Origin of the sequence: Shewanella livingstonensis (assembly GCF_003855395.1) — a bacterium.
GTDB classification, from domain to species: Bacteria; Pseudomonadota; Gammaproteobacteria; order Enterobacterales; family Shewanellaceae; genus Shewanella; species Shewanella livingstonensis.
This window is the reverse complement of sequence record NZ_CP034015.1, coordinates 4,351,423-4,369,419: the sequence shown is the minus strand read 5'-3', so window position 1 is coordinate 4,369,419 and position 17,997 is coordinate 4,351,423. Positions and strand designations below refer to the sequence as shown.

The window sequence follows — 17,997 nt, the reverse complement described above, 5'->3', positions numbered from 1 at the left end:
TATTTTTGTCTAAGCCCTGTGACTATTGAGCAATGAGTCCACTATTAATCGAGATCACATCATCCTCGTTTAATGTACCAGCAGCCTGTTTTAGAGCTAATATAGAATTAATGTAACCATAACGCGCTTCAGATAATTGGCGTTTCGAATCATACAAATCACGTGTACGGTTCAATACATCGACAATCGTACGCGTGCCCACTTCAAAACCAGCTTGGGTTGCTTTGAGTGCACTTTCAGATGAAATGACTGACTGCTCATATGCTTTGATTGAACTAATAGATGCGGTAACGTTGTTAAAGTTATTACGAATGTTTTTAGTTACACTACGATGAGTTTGTTCTAATTTTTCGCTAGCTTCCACATATTGAAATTGCGCTTGCTTCACTTGGGAGGTCACTTTAAAACCTTCGAAAAGCGGAATGCTTAAGGTTACGCCAATATTGGTATTGTCATAATCTGGCCCTGGAGTTTGATCCATGCCTTTGTTATAACCAGCATTGAAATTTAACGAAGGCATATGACCTGCTTTGTACAATTTAATGGTTTCATTAGCGATATCTTTAGCAATCCGCTGAGTCATTAAATCGATGCTGTTAGTTTCGGCCATTGTTAGCCAATCAGCAGATGATGCAGGTGCAGGTGTACCAGCTGAAAAACGGTTAGTATCAAGAATATTAATTGATTTATGATCTATACCGGTAATTTCACGTAATGCTTCATAGCTGTTATCTAAGGTGTTTTGCGCTAGAATTTCCAATGCTGATGCTAAGTCATATTGCGCTTGTGCTTCATGAACATCGGTAATGGCTGTTAGGCCTACGGCAAAACGTTGCTTAGTTTGTTCAAGTTGACGTTCAATGGCTGCTTTTTCAGCGCCCTGGAATTCAAAGTTATCTTTAGCAGTTAGTACATCAAAATACGCTTTTGTGACACGTGTAATGAGCGATTGTAACGTTGAGGCATAAGCTGAATCAGCCTGAGATGCTGCCATTTCAGCAAGATCTAAACCTACCCATGCGCTATGATCGTAGATAACTTGCGTTAAGTTAACACCACCGATAAGACCATTGCTATCTTCTAAAGGGTCGTTCCACGCTTTAGCGTAGCCAACGTTTGCACTAATACTTGGTAGTAGCGGTGCGCGGTTTTCTTCAATACTTTCGTATAACGCATCACGTTGTGCTTTGGCTTGTAAAACGATAGGGTCGCTAGTGAGTGCTTGCTGATAAATTTGTAGTAAATCGTCAGCCTGCGCTGCCGGTGCTGCGATAGCAAATGCTAACGCTGCGTATAATGAACCAATTTTGAATTTCATTTGCTGCCCTTTTTAGACAATTCCTCGGTAAGATGAGGTGTTGATTAACTTATAAATTTGGTCATGCCATTCGTTAAGTAGTTGATTTAAAAATATTAAATCTTGACGCGGCAATCGGTGATAACACACTTTTTTAATGAGTATTCACAATAGTTTACAGATGATATCGTCGTTCAATATCGATAACCTATAGTCTACTGCATCATATGGCTGGGCACTAAGTGTTTACTTAATATGATGTACTACATATTGTGCACTACTTATACTTAATAATAGTGATTTTTTCTTTTTCAAGTCAAATTTGAAGTGTAACAGATTTTATTTTAATTAGGCCCGTTTTTGCTTATGTAAGCTTAAATGCTTAGTTATTAATTATGTTAATTTAAACTGTCAAAATGAGCAGATTGTTCACGTTTTGATGGACAAGGATAAGTATGTCTGAGCAACCCGTGATAACAACCTTTGACGCTGAGTCTGGTTTTAGTTTGATTTCCAAGAAAGTACTGTACAAAGGTTTCTTTCAATTAGATGAATACACATTTAAGCATAAGTTGTTTAAAGGCGGCTGGAGTGGCGAAGTCACTCGAGAAGTGTTTGAACGAGGTAATGCCGTGGTCGTGCTGCCTTATGACCCTGTACGTGATGAAATGGTATTAATTGAACAAATCAGGGTGCCTGCATTAGCAACTACTAAATCAATCTGGCTTCTTGAGTTAGTGGCAGGTATGATTGAGCCCGGCGAATTGCCAGAACAAGTTGCTGAACGTGAGTTAGCCGAAGAAGCCGGACTAAGTTTATTGGGCTTAACACCTATAAATAGCTATTTAGTCAGTCCTGGTGGCACCACCGAGCGTTTTCATTTGTTCTGGGGACATGTTGATACTACCAAAGCTAGCGGGATACACGGACTTGAACATGAAAATGAAGATATTCGTGTCCATGTTGTTAGTCGTGAACAAGCTTACGAGTGGGTTAACAATGGTCGTATTGACAATGCATCGACAGTATTAGGTATTCAATGGTTGATGCTCAATTATCAAAAAATTCGTGATGCACTTTAGTTTATTGAACATGTTATGAGCAAGATAGGAAAGATCGAGTGGCACAGTTTAACCTCAACAAAAAGCAGAGATATCAACCAAATATCAGCAGCTTCTTAGCTGTATGTGGTCGAAATTATGCGCATATTTTAAAATGGTTACCCGATCAAATCAATATCAATGAACCTTGGCAGGTAGAAGGTGAGTTTGGTAAATTGTCGATCAATCTTATTGAAAATACTAAGTATACTCAATTAGTCGAAATATCGCGCCCTATACCAAATGGACATTTTTTTAAATCTCCAAATGCAACTGTTCGTATTTATCATGACGCTCAATTAGCAGAAGTGTTAACTAGCCAACAGATTTATCGTTTAAAGCCAGTGTATGATTACCCTAATATACATATGCATCATAGCGATGAAAAATTTCAGGTGAATGCATTCCTTGAGGAGCTGTTGAAGATTGGGTCTCGGAGAGTGACTTGCCAATCATAGCTTTTTTATTCTTTTTACCATGTTAGGAATCTTTTGTGCTTAAAGACGCAGTGCATTATTCTGTTGCTGAAAATGAGCCTGTGCGGTTAGTACAAGTTACTGATCCGCATCTTTTTGCTGATCCTGAAGGTCAATTGCTCGGTGTTAATACGGCACAAAGTCTTCAAGCCGTATTAAACACGTTCATCGCAACGCAATATCCAGCCCATATCTTATTGGCCACGGGTGATATTAGCCAAGATTACTCTCCAGAGTCTTATGAGCACTTTGTGCGAAAGATTGAGATGTTAAATTTACCTTGCCATTATTTACCTGGTAATCATGACGACCCTCGCTTGATGAGCTTGCGTATGCAAGGTGAAAAAGTGTTTGGTCAACAACGGATTATTATTGGTAACTGGTTAATACTCATGCTTGATTCAACGGTTCGTGGCAAGCCTGGTGGTTATATGGGCGAACAGCAATTCGCTTTGATCGAGGCAGCAATTAAGGCGACACCAGATAAACATGTACTGTTAGTAATGCACCATAATCCTATTTTAATGCAGTGTGCTTGGTTAGATCAGCATTGCATGATGAATGGCGAAAACTTTTTGCAACGAGCAAGTCGCTACCCACAAGTTAAAGGCGTTCTTTGGGGGCATGTACATCAACAAGTGGATAATATTCATCCAGGGCCACATGGTCCAATTCAACTAATGGCGACACCATCAACATGTATCCAGTTTAAGCCATTATCCTCCTATTTTGCCTTAGATCATCTTCAACCCGGTTATCGTTTGCTGGAGTTAGCAGGCGATGGTAGCATTCGTACTAATGTGTATCGCGTGCCCGGAAATCGATTTGCGCCAGATAATGAGGCCAGCGGATACTAGTTTACTGTGTCAACTTATGTTAATAAGGAGGCGCTTAGTACTAATTAACCGTCTCGCGAGGGAATATGCTGCTTTATATACATGGTTTTAATAGTTCTCCTCGGTCAGATAAGGCCATTCAAACCGCACATCATATCCAGCAGCATTATCCACAAGTCGATTTTTGCCAACCACAATTACCTTCAGCACCCACAGCAGCAATGACTCTATTGTGCAAAATAACAGAACAAGCGAAACAACAAGGGCAAACATTGCGCTTTATTGGTTCGTCACTGGGAGGTTACTTTGCTAGTTATTTAGCCGAAACCTATGGTGGAAGAGCTGTTTTGGTTAATCCGGCGGTAAAACCGTTCGAATTGTTTGAAGAGTTTATCGGGCCTCAATATAATCCCTACACCAATGAACATTATCAAGTGGTGCCACAACATCAAGAAGATGTAGCCCTGTACAATACTCAGGTTATCCGACATCCTGATCGTTTTCTGGTGCTGTTGCAAACTGGTGACGAAGTGTTAGATTATCGACAAGCACTACACAAGTACCATAGCTGTGAATTACATTTAGAGCCCAATGGCGACCACAGTTTTGTCGGCTATGAACAACAATTAGACAAAATATGTAAATTTATTCAGCTGTAACATTACACCGTTACAAACAACGATCAATTTGAGCTAACTTTGGCTCTATTTAACTGCAAATGTGTGGATTATGAGTAACCAATATACTTCTGACGCTATTGAAGTCCTTAACGGACTTGACCCGGTAAAACGCCGTCCAGGTATGTATACAGATACCTCTAGACCTAACCACCTTGGGCAAGAAGTCATTGATAACAGTGTTGATGAAGCTCTGGCGGGACACGCGACTAAAATTGAAGTTGTACTCCATGCAGATAACTCCCTTGAAGTGACCGATGATGGCCGTGGTATGCCGGTTGATCTTCACCCAGAAGAAGGTATTCCTGGGGTTGAATTGATCCTGACTAAATTGCACGCTGGTGGTAAGTTTTCTAATAAAAACTACCAGTTCTCGGGCGGTTTACACGGGGTAGGTATTTCTGTTGTTAACGCCTTATCCACCCGAGTTGAAATCAGTGTCCGTCGTGATGCGCAAATATACGAAATGGCCTTTGAGAATGGTTTCAAGGTTGAAGAGTTGGTGGTAACCGGTACTTGTGGACGACGTAATACCGGTACTAGAGTGCATTTCTGGCCCGATGTAAGCTATTTTGATTCACCTAATTTCTCGGTCAGTAAGTTAATTTACATCTTGCGAGCTAAAGCGGTATTGTGCCCAGGCTTGCGGATTAAATTCACCAATAAACAAAATGGTGAAGTGCACGAATGGTTTTATGAAAGCGGCTTAACCGATTACCTTAAAGAAGCGATAAAAGGCTCGGTTTTATTACCAGAAGAGCCGTTTGTCGGCAGCTTTAAAGGCAAGTTAGAGGCGGCTGAATGGGCCATTACTTGGCTACCTGAAGGTGGGGATAGTTTAAGCGAAAGCTACGTTAACTTAATTCCGACACCATTAGGTGGTACTCATGTAAATGGCTTTAGGCAAGGTTTGCTTGAGTCTATGCGTGAGTTTTGTGAATTTCGTAATTTAGTCCCTCGTGGTATTAAGCTATCGCCTGAAGATATTTGGGATCGTGCTGCATTTATTTTATCGATAAAAATGCAAGACCCACAATTTGCTGGCCAAACTAAAGAGAAATTATCGAGTCGTCAAAGTTCGGCATTTGTTTCTGGCATTGCTCGTGATGCTTTTTCTTTGTGGTTAAACTCCAATACTGGCCTAGCAGAGCAGTTGGCAGAATTGTGTATTGGTAACGCGCTGCGACGCTTAAAGGCGGCCAAAAAAGTGGCCCGTAAAAAAGTCACCTCCGGACCGGCATTACCAGGCAAGCTAACCGATTGTAGTGGCCAAGATCCTATGCGAGGCGAGTTGTTCCTTGTAGAAGGTGATTCTGCTGGTGGCAGCGCTAAACAAGCTCGCGACCGTGAATTCCAGGCCATTATGCCGTTAAGAGGTAAGATTTTAAATACCTGGGAAGTAGACTCCTCGCAAGTGTTAGCTTCGCAAGAGGTGCACAATATTTCGATTGCGATTGGTTGCGATCCAGACAGCGATGATATTTCAGAGTTACGTTATGGCAAAATTTGTATATTAGCCGATGCGGATTCAGATGGGCTGCACATTGCCACATTATTATGTGCGTTGTTTTTAAAGCATTATCGAGTACTAGTGAATAATGGTCATGTGTATATTGCTATGCCACCGTTATTTCGTATTGATATCGGTAAAGAGGTTTTTTATGCTTTAGATGAAGCGGAAAAAACCGGTATTTTGGACCGTATAGCGGCAGAAAATAAAAAAGGTAAAGTACAAGTGACTCGCTTTAAAGGTCTGGGTGAAATGAACCCATTACAATTACGTGAAACCACTATGGATCCTAATACTAGACGCTTAGTACAATTAACCATTGATGATGCCGATGAAACGGTGGCATTAATGGATATGTTGCTTGCCAAAAAACGTGCTCCAGATCGTAAGAGCTGGTTAGAAACCAAAGGTGACCTAGCGTTACTTTAGTCGTGTTTCTTAGTGCCAATAATAATGTATAACATAAGGCAAAAGATAATTAGCATGCAATATTTTAGATTACGATTCTATCTCAATTTTGGCGGTAAATTAGCCTTGCTGGGGGTGGTGTTTTTAAGCCTGTTCCCTGTGATCGCTTCTGCCGCACAATCGGTTATGATTACTGTTACAAAAGGTTTTGGCTTAAGTTTATATGCTTCTGATTTAGGAGATATTAAGCAATTAGCTGTAGGAGATGAAGGCACTCTTTTTGTTGGCTCTCAAAAAAGTGGCACAGTGTATGCCCTAGTTGATAGCGATCAAAATGGGCAGGTTGATAAGCGTTATCTTATTGCCAGAGGCCTTGATTATCCAGAAGCATTAGCCTTCCATGATGGGGCGCTATACGTTACCGAAGACGATCGCATTATTCGTTTTGAAGAAATAGAATCTAGACTGCGTCGCCCTAGTCGTGCGCGTGAAGTTTATTCAAATTTACCCAGTTTAGATAAAAAGTATTCTCGTTCAATGCATTTTGGACCCGATGGTCGCTTATATGTTGCTATTGGTTCGCCATGCAATGTCTGTGAAGCTTCTTCGCCATTTGGCAGTATTTTAGCGATTAACGTTGATACTGGTGCCAGTGAGCAAATTGCTTCCGGCCTTCGCAGTGTTATTGGCTTTGATTGGTCTCCGGACACTAACAAGTTATGGTTTGCTGATTTAGGCCGTGATTGGATGGGCGATAATATTCCCGCTGATGAGATAAACCGTTTAGACATTAAAGGCAGTCATTTTGGCTTTCCATATTTACATGGCACTGATGTGATAGAGCCTGCGTATGACAAGCCGGACAATTTAAATATCACCTTGCCGGAATTTGAATTGCCAGCCCATGTTGCCGCTACGGGTTTAAGCTTTTATCGAGGTGAGCAATTTCCTGAGCGTTATCGCAAACAGATTTTTGTGGCTGAAAATGGTTCGTGGAACCGTTCAAGTAAAGTGGGCTATCAAATTGTGATGCTCGTTATGGAAGATAACAAAATTGTTAAACGTGAAACCGTGGTGAGTTTTTTGGATGGAGAATTTCCGGTTGCACGACCATTTGATGTAATAAATGCGCCTGATGGCGCAATGTACATTTCAGATGATCTAAAAGGTAATATTTACCGCTTGTTTTATAATGCACCCGAACAATCACAGGAAAAGAATAATGAGTGATGCGATTGAATTAAGCCTTGATGGTGTAGAGCAAATGCCGCTTAGGCGCTTTACCGAAGGGGCTTATTTAAATTATTCCATGTACGTGATTATGGATCGCGCCCTACCGCATATTGGTGATGGTCTAAAACCCGTCCAACGACGCATTATCTATGCAATGAGCGAGTTAGGTTTATCTGCGCAATCTAAACATAAAAAATCAGCCCGTACTGTCGGCGACGTATTAGGTAAATATCACCCGCATGGTGATAGTGCATGTTATGAAGCTATGGTGTTAATGGCGCAGCCATTTTCCTATCGATATCCGCTGGTTGACGGCCAAGGTAACTGGGGCGCACCAGATGATCCTAAGTCATTTGCTGCCATGCGTTATACCGAAGCGAGACTGTCAAAGTTTTCTGAAGTGTTACTGTCGGAGTTAGGGCAGGGTACCGTAGATTGGAGCCCTAACTTTGATGGCACCATGAAAGAGCCTGTAACCTTACCAGCACGATTACCGCATATATTATTGAATGGTATTACCGGTATTGCTGTGGGCATGGCAACAGATATTCCGCCGCATAATGTGCGTGAATTAGTGGGTGCCTGTATAGAGCTAATCGATAATCCTAAAGCGGATTTAGCACGACTCATGGAGTTTGTTCCAGGCCCTGATTATCCAACAGAAGCCGAAATAATTACCCCTAGAGCTGATATTGAGCGGATTTATGATACGGGTAAAGGCTCCATTAGAGCTCGTGCAGTTTACAGCGAAGAGCAGGGCGAAATTGTTATTACTTCATTACCGCATCAAGCCAGTAGCGGTAAGATTTTAGAACAAATTGCCAATCAAATGCAGGCGAAAAAGCTGCCGATGGTGTCTGATTTACGTGATGAATCTGATCATGAAAATCCAGTGCGATTAGTGATTGTACCTCGTTCAAATCGCATTGATTGTGATCAGCTAATGACCCATTTATTTGCGACGACAGATCTTGAAAAAAGCTTCCGAGTTAACCTCAATGTGTTGGGGCTCGACGGCCGTCCGAAAGTAAAAGGGCTAAAGCAACTGTTAACTGAGTGGTTGGAATTCCGCCTTACAACGGTCACTCGCCGCTTGCAATATCGACTTGATAAAGTATTAGCACGGTTACATATTTTAGAAGCGTTAATGGTTGCGTTTTTAAACATTGATGAAGTAATAGAAATTATTCGTTATAACGACGAACCTAAAGCTGAGTTGATGGCTCGCTTTCACTTGTCGGATAAACAAGCTGAATCAATTTTAGAGTTAAAATTACGTCATTTAGCCAAGCTTGAAGAATTTAAAATTAAAGGTGAGCAAGATGAGCTTGCGGCAGAACGTGACAAATTAGAGTTATTGTTAAGCTCTGAACGTCGCTTGAAAACCTTGGTTAAAAAAGAATTGATCCAAGATGGTGAGACTTATGGTGACAATCGTCGCTCACCGATTATCGAACGTGTAGATGCCAAGGCGCTCACTGAACAAGAGTTAACGCCAACAGAATCCGTTACTGTAGTATTGTCAGATAAAGGCTGGGTACGCTGTGCTAAAGGCCATGATGTTGATGTCGAAGGGATGTCATATAAGTCTGGTGATAGTTATTTGTGTAGTGTGATGGGGAAAAGTAACCAAGCGGCGGTGTTTATTGACTCAACAGGGCGCGCATTTGCTACCGACAGCCATACGTTGCCTTCTGCGCGAAGCCAAGGCGAGCCGATTACCACCCGCTTTAATATGGCACCTGGCGCGATAATGCAACATGTGCTTATGGGGGAAGATGAACAGTTTTTCTTGTTGGCAAGTGATGCTGGTTATGGCTTTATTTGTGCTTATCCAGATTTGGTCAGCCGTAATAAGGCTGGTAAGGCACTACTCAGCCTACCATCCAACGCCTTAGTTATGCAGCCAAAGTTAATCAATAAAACGACTGAGCAATCGCTGTTAGCGATTACCTCTGAAGGCCGAATGTTGATGTTTAGTTTAGATGCCTTGCCACAGTTATCAAAAGGTAAAGGCAACAAGATTATCGGTATTCCAACCGATCGTGCTAAGAATCGTGAAGAGTTACTTTTGCACTTAAATGTTGTGCCACATAATACTGCAGTAACGTTGTGGGCTGGTAAGCGCAAGCTAACCTTGAAACCAAGCGATTTAGAGCACTATCGTGGTGAGCGTGGTCGTCGTGGTGCTAAGTTACCAAGAGGATTACAACGCGTAGACAGTGTTGATGTCGAAATGGGACCATTGGCAGAAGACGGCTTGCAAGACGATAATCTGGATGTACACGAGTAAGATTGCTGGATTGTCGAATAAAAAAATGCTGCTCATATGTCATATGAGCAGCATTTTTTTATGGAAGCAGAGTCGACTTATATATTAATGCGACTAGGCAACTTCATAGAAATTAGGTTCGTACTCAAGCTGTGTTTGAATTATTTGACTAGCCATGCGGGCACATTTGCCGCATTGGTCTGCAACGCCAAGACGTTTCTTTACATCAGCCAACGAACTGTCACCTAAGCTAACAGCAGCTTTGATTTGAGTGTCGGTAATAGCATGACAAAGACAAACGAACATAGGGAAAGCCTCTTCATTCAAAAAAATGGTCTGAGCTAGAAAGTAATCTAATTCTAAATGAAAACAGTTATCATTGGCAATAACTATTTTGCTTATGTAGCGATCATTTTTAATACAGTTTGATCTAGCTCATCTTTTTCCGATAAATCAACTCCGGTGCATTAGGGCCTGTTGATCTTTCAAGGTTATTTTTGCAGCGAATTGTTGGCCATTTGTACAAGGCAGAGACTTTGAGGTGTAGTTATTCTACATAAAAAGTCGATAACACAGTAAAAATGGCCAACAAACGCTGCCCGAAGGGTTCGGCTAAAAACGTTTTACTCTTTGTTGAATGCATTTTGCTTAGATGACTAGGCATCAATCCATTCGCCTCGATTAAAACGTTTTTAACTCGAACAAAATTCAACCAGCAAAGATCAACAGGCCCTAGTGTAGGCACAAACAAATTTATCGTTAACTTATTGATAATGCTAGATTTAGATTAATGAATGCAACAATTTGTGAAAGCGGTTAATATTAGGTGTTAGCCGGATCAGATTAAGTGCATGTCTGATGCTGTACACCAAAGTGATCAATACCCTCTTGAACCATATTTGTGAATATTAAGTTGATTGCAGCTTTAGTAACCTTGGTTAACGTCGACCACATACTGTAATGGTTTGGATTGTTGCCATAGCTGATAGTTGTGATTGAATACCTGTATTACTTGCTCTGGGAAGCTTGGTGCGGCGATATGTGGTGTAATAATGACGTTATCATAATGCCATAGTGGATGATCAGCAGGTAAGGGCTCTCGTTCAAATACATCTAATATGGCTTGGCGTTGTGGCTGTAAGGTTAATTCAGCTTGTAGCGCTTCTAATTCAATAGTGCTACCTCGGCCAATATTAAATAACATAGCATCTGCTTTTAATAACGTAAGATTAGCCGCATTTAAAATATATTTGGTTTGAGGTGTATTGGGCAATACGCTAACAATCACATCTGCTAGCGGTAAATAGTCGGTTAGTTTATCCATTGTGTCGATGCTATCAAATTCACTAACATGACCACCTTTTCGATTAAGCCCGCTGACGGTCATACCAAAATGATGGGCGGTTTTAGCAAGGTGTTGAGCAATAGAACCTGTGCCTAAAATGAGTAGCTGTAAGCCTTGCAAGGTTCGGTAACTACCTGGCTGCCAAAGTTGTTGCTGTTGCTGCTGAGTATATTGAGTATGGTGGCGATAATGACTTAATAGGTAACCAAACACATATTCGCTCATAAGCGGGCCAAACACACCGCGAATATTAGTCAGTAAATAATCATGTGGTAACGAAGGATGCATTAATGCATCGACACCGGCAAAGGTAGATTGTAACCATTTGGGTGCCATTGCATGCGGCAATAATGAAGCGGCTAGATGAGGTTCTGCTAACCAAATATCGGCATCGCTACTATTGCCACCAGTGTAATGGCCTGAATCATCAACCATCAGATCGTCAACAATTTCGAGGTTCGGCAAGCAAAGCGTTGTTAATAGTTGCCGATATCGGTCGTTTTCTCTGGTCAGTAATAACAGTTTATGTGTCACATTAACCTCATTGTCAAACGTTGGATAAATAATCTGAGCTTGATTTACATGCTGATGTTAAATAACTACATGCCTATGCATCTGAGTCAGTTTTGGCCTATTCTTATAGTATAAATCAAGACTAGAAGTGAGATTTGCTATGAAAATGCCTGAAGCGAGTTTTTTTGAATGGCAACGTCAATTCAGCTCTGAAACTGATTGCTTAAATCACATTAAGAAAATGAGATGGCCTAATGGCTTTGTTTGTCCTAGATGCTCTTGTGAGCATGCTTATGAGCTTGCAACCCGCAATGTATATGAATGCAGTCAATGTCATAAACAAACATCGGTCACAGCGGACACTTTATTCCACGGTAGCCGTATTCCTATCACTAAGTGGTTTTGGGCTATCTACTTTTTAGGCTCAGATAAAGGCAGTATTTCGGCATTAAGACTGAGCAAGCACATTGAAGTTAATTGGCGAACGGCACGTTTAATATTAAGTAAGCTGAGAACGGCTATGGGCCATAGAGACAGCTTATATAGACTGTCAGGCGTCATTGAAATTGATGATGCGTTAGTGGGTGGCAGAAGGAAGGGCAAGCGTGGACGTGGAGCAGAAGGTAAAACACCTGTTTTAGTTGCCGTTGAAAGCAAAGGAAAAAGAGCTGGATTTATTGCTATGCAGGCTGTGAATAGCGTTTGCCATGATAGTGTTGAAAAGTTCGTTGCCAAACACTTAACGAGACAGCAAGAAGTGCATACAGACGGCTTACCTGCGTTGAACATTATAGATAAGACTCAACAACATGAAGCGAGGGTTACCCCCAGTGAGCTTGTTGATGAATGGCTGCCTTGGGTTCATATTGCCATTGGTAACTTAAAGGCATTTTTACTTGGGACATTTCATGGTATTTCAGGAAAGTACCTACAAGAATACCTGAGTGAGTTCTGTTATCGGTTCAATCGTAGACAAATGGAAAGAGAAATACCTAACAGATTGTTAAATTTGGCAATGATTCACACGCCAATACATTCTTACTGAGCCAAGTGCATAGGCATGAATAACTAAGTTCATCCCTTATCCCTAGTTCAGGTTAAATAGATTATTCAAACCAACCACTATAATCGGTTGTTATCGGCATCATTGCTGCTGCGATGGCTTTATCTGGGTAATTACTGAATATACCGTCCACGCCCATGGCTTTTAACGCTTGAATATCTTGTGGGTTATCAACCGTATAAACAAACACTTTGCCACCTCGCTGGTGGGCATCATCAACAATGGCTTGATTAATAAAACTAATATCAAGATTGATTGAATAAGCATGTAGTGTGGTCATTATTTTAGCTAAATCGAGCGGGATCCCTGCTAATAATGGTGCAATCACCGCTTGCGGAAAAGACTGTTTTATCTGTGCTAGATAGGGATGATTAAAGGATGATATTAACAGTTGTTCTGGGATGAAACTAAGTTGTTCTAAGGCTTGGGTATATAACGCAATAAAGGGTTGTACACAGCCAATACCTTTTAATTCAATGTTGATAGTACACGAGCCTTTGCTGCTAACACTGACTCGTTCGAGTACTTGCCACAATGTGGGTATTGCTTGTCCGCCAACTGTAAATTGAGCTAATTCCGCTTTGGTCGTTAAATGAATTAGCCCCGTTCCAGTGGATTTACCTTCTAAGCGGCGATCATGAAACACCACTAGCTCACCTTCAACGCAATGCACATCTAACTCAATGGCACTCACACCCAAGTCGAGGGCTTTGTCCATTGCGAGTAAGGTATTTTCAGGTTCATAACCGCTAGCGCCGCGGTGAGCAAAAACGAGCATAGCTGTCCTTAATTATTACCTAGATTAGCCTTTGTATAATCCAGTGGATTCTTTAGGCGTATGATTAATATGAACTTCCATTTGTGGGTAGGCAAGTTCGACATTGTTTTCTTTGAGTTTTTTATTAATCAGTTTATGTAAGCTATGGCGTAGCGGCCAACGAGCCGACATGTCTTTGGCATAGGAGCGAATTTCGTAATCTTGAGTGTGTTGCCCAAAACCGGCAAACCATACCTCTGGTTCTGGTATGGCTAATGATAATTCACATTCACGCACCGCTTGATGCAGCAACATTTCCACTTTAGTTGGGTCCGCATCTCGAGATACCGATACCGTGACAATCACGCGAGTTATTGGATTGGATAGCGACCAGTTAACCAATTGTTCAGTAATAAATGCTTTGTTTGGCACGATAATTTCTTTGTGATCCCAGTCGACAATAGTCGTTGCTCGAATTTGGATTTTACTGACCGTTCCAGAGAGGTCGCGAATAGTAACGGTATCACCAATCCGAATGGGTTTTTCGAACAAAATAATCAAACCAGAAATAAAGTTAGCAAAAATCTCTTGTAAGCCAAAACCTAAACCAACGGACAATGCCGCAACTAACCACTGTAATTTAGACCATTCCATACCAAGGGTTGAAAAACCAAAAAGTATGCCAAAAAATACCACTAAATAACTGCTAACCGTAGTAATAGCAAAGCCGGTTCCGGGTGATAAATCTAATCTTTGTAATAACGTAAGTTCCAATAAACCAGGAAGATTTTTAGCAATAACTAACGAAAATCCGACTAACATAATACCAAATAAAATCGACTTTAATGTAATAGGCACTTGCTGTTCAATGCCATTAACGTTGCTGTTGGTGGTCCATAAGGTAACGCCATCTAAAAATGAGAATACAGCAGTATGAGTTTGCGCCAAAATACCCAATAAGCTGGCGAAGAAAGCAATAATTAAAATGGATCTTACTAAGCCTAATGACTGGCTGGAAATGGTTTCTAAATCAACAATAGGTTCTTCATAAGTTTCTATTGGTTCATTATTTTGTAACTCACCTCTTTCCCGTTGTGCAAGTCGCTCTGCACGTTTGGCTTTAGCGCGATCAAAGGCGATTAGACGCCGCTCAATCAGCATCCAGCGTTTAATTAACTGGTAAGTCAGTAAGAATCCTAAGCCTAATAATACTGATATTTGCAGTTGTAATAGCAATTGAAAAGCGGTGAAGTAGTAGCCAATTGCTGCCAATATGGCGCTAAAAATAGGCGTAACAATGAGAATTGCCCATACAGATTTTTGAATGATCGCCATATTAGTCGCGCTAGGCTTATTTTTGCGATATTGGCCAATCAGTAACATGACATCTTTATACAGCAGAAATAACACCACACAGAAAACGATAAATGCGCCACGACCCAAGCTATTACGTACCAATGAAGTATCTAATGCTTCGGTAAAACCCATTAGACCAATTAACGGTGCTGATATGATGACAAAGGAGGCAAGTGTTTGTTGTGCTTGTTTAACTATTTTTTTAGGCCGCCTAAAATGGCTGATTAAAATACCTTTTTCAACGGTTAATAAGAAAAAGAATTGATAAATTAGATAACTGACGCCAATGGCTAAAATGCCCACTCCTATGGCATAAACCATGTTTTGCTCTGAACGGGAGAAAATGAGTCCTGCCACAATAACCGGTAAAGGTTTTATCAAGGCGTACACTAAGCTGATAATTAGGGTTTTGATGGTGTACTTAAATTTATCTTGAGTCACGTTACCGACAAAGACGGCATAACGACTAATGGCTTTATTAAACTTAGGTGTGAGCATGTCTTGTGCCATTAAACAGCATAATAATAAAATGCCCCACCAAGCCCAATAATTACTTTTTTCAGACCAAGCTTGCTGTAAAGATTGCCACTGGCTGGGTTGCAGTAACCATACACTGCTATGGCTCAAATCGATTAACCATAATGGACCAATGCTAGGGGCATTAGGCACCCAAAATAAATGCTCGTTAAGGGTGTTTTTTAAGGTGTTATACAGCTGGTTTAACTGTTCATAGCCAATACGTAACTTAGCGAACTCAGCTAAATACTGGTCATAGCTTTGTAATAGTTGCTCTATGAGTACTTGCTGTGACTGCAATAGCTTTATCTGAGTTTCATTAAATATCTCACTGTCATCAAGTTGCTGACTATTTAATGCTTGATGTTGCTCTAATTGATAGCGTTCAAGCCGTGCATCAGCTAATTCTGTTTGCAATTTGTCTAGGTTGGGCGGTTTAGGTAATGATTGCAGCATTTGTAAGAAACGATCGCCAAATGCCGAATTAGTTTTAACCCAAGTAATTTGTTCAAGTACATTTGAAAGTTGTGCATTTTGAGATTGATAACGCTTTTCAACTCGTTGTTGTTTTTCTATAGCCGATTTTATATTGCTGGTCAGTGTTTGCAATTGCTCAGCATAGCGCTGATTTAATTTGCTTAATTCTTGAGATAAAGGATCGGCCAACTCTTGGGCATCAATTAGGTTATTAGCAATAGTTTCAGCAGTTTGTTGTTGGCGAGACTCAATATTATGTTTATTAATTAGCTCAATAAAAGTTTCTTGTTGGCCTAAGGATAAGCGATTGAGCTGTTGTTGAAGCTGAGTGATTTCTAATTGTTTAGGATTAGCTAAACGTTCTGCCTGCAATGTTGCAATATGTTGAGTAAGCAGTTCGGCTTGTAGCTTGTTACGTTGGCCTAATGGAGTCTCAATCGGTACCTGTTGGGTTTTATTATGCTGAGTTAATGCATTTTCTGCTTGAACAATCAAATCGGGTAGTTGTTTTTGCCGTTGTAAAATCAGCCGTAGTTGATCATTAAGGTTCGACTCTGTCTCTTTTAATTCTGATAAATGAAAATAAGCCATTGAGGCTTGCTGATCAAGATCGATATCTTCATCAAGGCCTAATGTTATTTGCGCTTCACGTAGTTGGCCTGTCAGTGACAATTTGGTTTCGTTGTTAGAACGTTCAATATTAGTATACGTTTGCTGTTCTATTTGCAATTTTTCAATACTGCTTTCGAGTTCTGCAATTTGTGATGGCATATCAAGCGGCTGATTTTCGGCTTGGTCATTTAGCCCCAATCGTTTATCAAGGGTTAGGGGTGTGTTGGCAAATACAGAAACCGACAGTGTATTAACTATAAGGAAACACAAGAATAAACGCGCTAAACGTAACATAATACTTTGCCCAGATTGGAGTCAGGACATGGTAGCAAATTTGGGTGATTATGATCTATATTTTTGATGACTTTAGGCTGTTTCAAATGAAGTTGTCACCACAATGATTAATTCACCTGTAGGCGCGTTGGTATTATGTTCATTGTATCGATTTACGTCGCGATGAATACTGCCGTAATGAGGGCTGTTAGTCCTATGGCTGTAATGTTACTGGCAAACATTAGCTCGCGCTTAAAAGTGGGATGAGCTCATAAAATAAAACCGTACTGCCCAAAAACAGTACGGTTAGATACGACTAAACGATACCTATTTAGGTGCCGTCAAAATTATATTGGTTACGCTTTAGACAGCATAGCGAAAGGCTGGCCCATACGCGTTGTTTCACCCGGCTCTACACCATCTGCAAATGTTTCTATGGCATCTTGTGCAAATAGCATCACTACAGTGCTACCTAATTTAAAGCGCCCCATTTCAGCGCCCTTTTCTAAGGTAACCGCATCTGGACCTGTAGTTGGGTAGTCCCAGCTAAACACTTGTTTACCACCTGGCGGTGTTACCGTGCCGGACCATATGGTTTCAATACTGGCAACTATGGTTGCACCAACCAGTACCATTGCAAGTGGACCTACTTCTGTTTCAAATAGAGCCACTACACGTTCATTACGGGCAAACAATCCTGGTACATTTTGCGCGGTAAGTGGATTAACCGAAAACAAGTCACCTGGGACATAAGTCATTTTCGATAATGTGCCGGTGATTGGCATGTGAATGCGGTGATAATCTTTTGGTGCTAAATAAATGGTGGCAAAATCACCACCATCAAAACGTGCAGCATCAACCTTATCACCACCTAATAACGCTTCAGCGGTGTAGGTGTGACCTTTGGCTTGGAAAATATTACCAGCTTCAATAGGGCCACACTGACTAACTGCTCCATCTACCGGATGTGCCATCATAGTACCGTCTTGGTTTATCGGTCTAAGTTCAGGCTTTAGCGCACGAGTAAAAAAGGCATTAAAGGTTTTATAGGCTTCGGGCTCAGGTTGCTGTGCTTCTGACATATCAATTTTGTATTTTTTGATAAACCATTTGATCCCTACTGTGGTAATAATGCCTGCTTCAGCAGCAGCAAATTTACCGACTAAACGCGACAAAAAGTGTTTTGGCAGCATGTACTGCAAGGCAATTTTAATTGAGTCCAATGTGTTTCCCTTTTCTCTAAGCAGGTTTAACTAGGATTATTATTCCTACGGAG

The 17,997-nt window shown here is 40.9% G+C and carries 14 protein-coding genes; 8 read left to right on the top strand and 6 right to left on the bottom strand.

The window, feature by feature from the left end:
- Positions 1-22: 22 nt before the first annotated feature.
- The gene (gene tolC, locus EGC82_RS19000; RefSeq protein ID WP_124732138.1) at positions 23-1,318 is read right to left on the bottom strand and encodes an outer membrane channel protein TolC; all 1,296 of its coding nucleotides are present in this window, start codon (positions 1,316-1,318) and stop codon (positions 23-25) included.
- Between the two features lie 434 nt (positions 1,319-1,752).
- Here tolC and nudF point away from each other — a divergent pair, with 434 nt between their 5' ends.
- From nudF to parC, 7 genes are all read left to right on the top strand, one after another.
- The gene (gene nudF, locus EGC82_RS18995) at positions 1,753-2,379 is read left to right on the top strand and encodes an ADP-ribose diphosphatase (RefSeq protein ID WP_124732137.1); all 627 of its coding nucleotides are present in this window, start codon (positions 1,753-1,755) and stop codon (positions 2,377-2,379) included.
- 38 nt (positions 2,380-2,417) lie between these two features.
- Positions 2,418-2,855 carry a DUF1249 domain-containing protein gene (locus tag EGC82_RS18990; RefSeq protein ID WP_124732136.1) on the top strand — a complete coding sequence of 146 codons (438 nt, stop codon included), beginning with the start codon at positions 2,418-2,420 and terminating at the stop codon, positions 2,853-2,855.
- A 35-nt stretch (positions 2,856-2,890) separates the two neighbouring features.
- Positions 2,891-3,730: a 3',5'-cyclic-AMP phosphodiesterase gene (gene cpdA / locus EGC82_RS18985; RefSeq protein ID WP_124732135.1), complete on the top strand. Its 840-nt coding sequence runs from the start codon at positions 2,891-2,893 to the stop codon at positions 3,728-3,730.
- A gap of 65 nt (positions 3,731-3,795) precedes the next feature.
- Entirely contained in the window at positions 3,796-4,368 is a 573-nt protein-coding gene (locus tag EGC82_RS18980) for a YqiA/YcfP family alpha/beta fold hydrolase (protein WP_124732134.1), read from the top strand.
- Positions 4,369-4,438: 70 nt separating this feature from the next.
- Complete coding sequence (gene parE / locus EGC82_RS18975; RefSeq protein ID WP_124732133.1) at positions 4,439-6,325, top strand: DNA topoisomerase IV subunit B; 1,887 nt, start codon at positions 4,439-4,441, stop codon at positions 6,323-6,325.
- Between the two features lie 54 nt (positions 6,326-6,379).
- A complete protein-coding gene (locus EGC82_RS18970; RefSeq protein ID WP_415837628.1) occupies positions 6,380-7,534 on the top strand; it encodes a PQQ-dependent sugar dehydrogenase in 1,155 nt (384 codons plus the stop codon).
- Positions 7,527-9,830 carry a DNA topoisomerase IV subunit A gene (gene parC / locus EGC82_RS18965; protein WP_124732131.1) on the top strand — a complete coding sequence of 768 codons (2,304 nt, stop codon included), beginning with the start codon at positions 7,527-7,529 and terminating at the stop codon, positions 9,828-9,830. Before EGC82_RS18970 ends, parC begins: the two co-directional genes overlap by 8 nt.
- 93 nt (positions 9,831-9,923) lie before the next feature.
- Here parC and EGC82_RS18960 read toward each other — a convergent pair whose 3' ends face one another.
- Together EGC82_RS18960 and EGC82_RS18950 are read right to left on the bottom strand one after the other, a co-directional pair.
- On the bottom strand, positions 9,924-10,115 hold the full coding sequence (locus EGC82_RS18960; RefSeq protein WP_011638763.1) for a bacterioferritin-associated ferredoxin: 192 nt from the start codon (positions 10,113-10,115) through the stop codon (positions 9,924-9,926).
- A gap of 619 nt (positions 10,116-10,734) precedes the next feature.
- A complete protein-coding gene (locus EGC82_RS18950) occupies positions 10,735-11,688 on the bottom strand; it encodes a D-2-hydroxyacid dehydrogenase (protein ID WP_124732130.1) in 954 nt (317 codons plus the stop codon).
- 139 nt (positions 11,689-11,827) lie between these two features.
- On the opposite strand from EGC82_RS18950, the gene EGC82_RS18945 reads away from it, so the two are divergent.
- Entirely contained in the window at positions 11,828-12,712 is an 885-nt protein-coding gene (locus tag EGC82_RS18945) for an IS1595 family transposase (RefSeq protein WP_124732129.1), read from the top strand.
- A 61-nt stretch (positions 12,713-12,773) separates the two neighbouring features.
- On the opposite strand, the gene EGC82_RS18940 is transcribed toward EGC82_RS18945, so the two are convergent.
- The 3 genes from EGC82_RS18940 to asd form a co-directional block, all read right to left on the bottom strand.
- Positions 12,774-13,508, bottom strand: a complete 735-nt coding sequence (locus tag EGC82_RS18940) for a glycerophosphodiester phosphodiesterase (RefSeq protein ID WP_124732128.1) — start codon at positions 13,506-13,508, stop codon at positions 12,774-12,776.
- 24 nt (positions 13,509-13,532) lie between these two features.
- Positions 13,533-16,742, bottom strand: a complete 3,210-nt coding sequence (locus EGC82_RS18935; RefSeq protein WP_124732127.1) for a mechanosensitive ion channel domain-containing protein — start codon at positions 16,740-16,742, stop codon at positions 13,533-13,535.
- Positions 16,743-17,077: 335 nt separating this feature from the next.
- Positions 17,078-17,944 carry an archaetidylserine decarboxylase gene (gene asd, locus EGC82_RS18930; RefSeq protein WP_124732126.1) on the bottom strand — a complete coding sequence of 289 codons (867 nt, stop codon included), beginning with the start codon at positions 17,942-17,944 and terminating at the stop codon, positions 17,078-17,080.
- Positions 17,945-17,997: the final 53 nt, after the last annotated feature.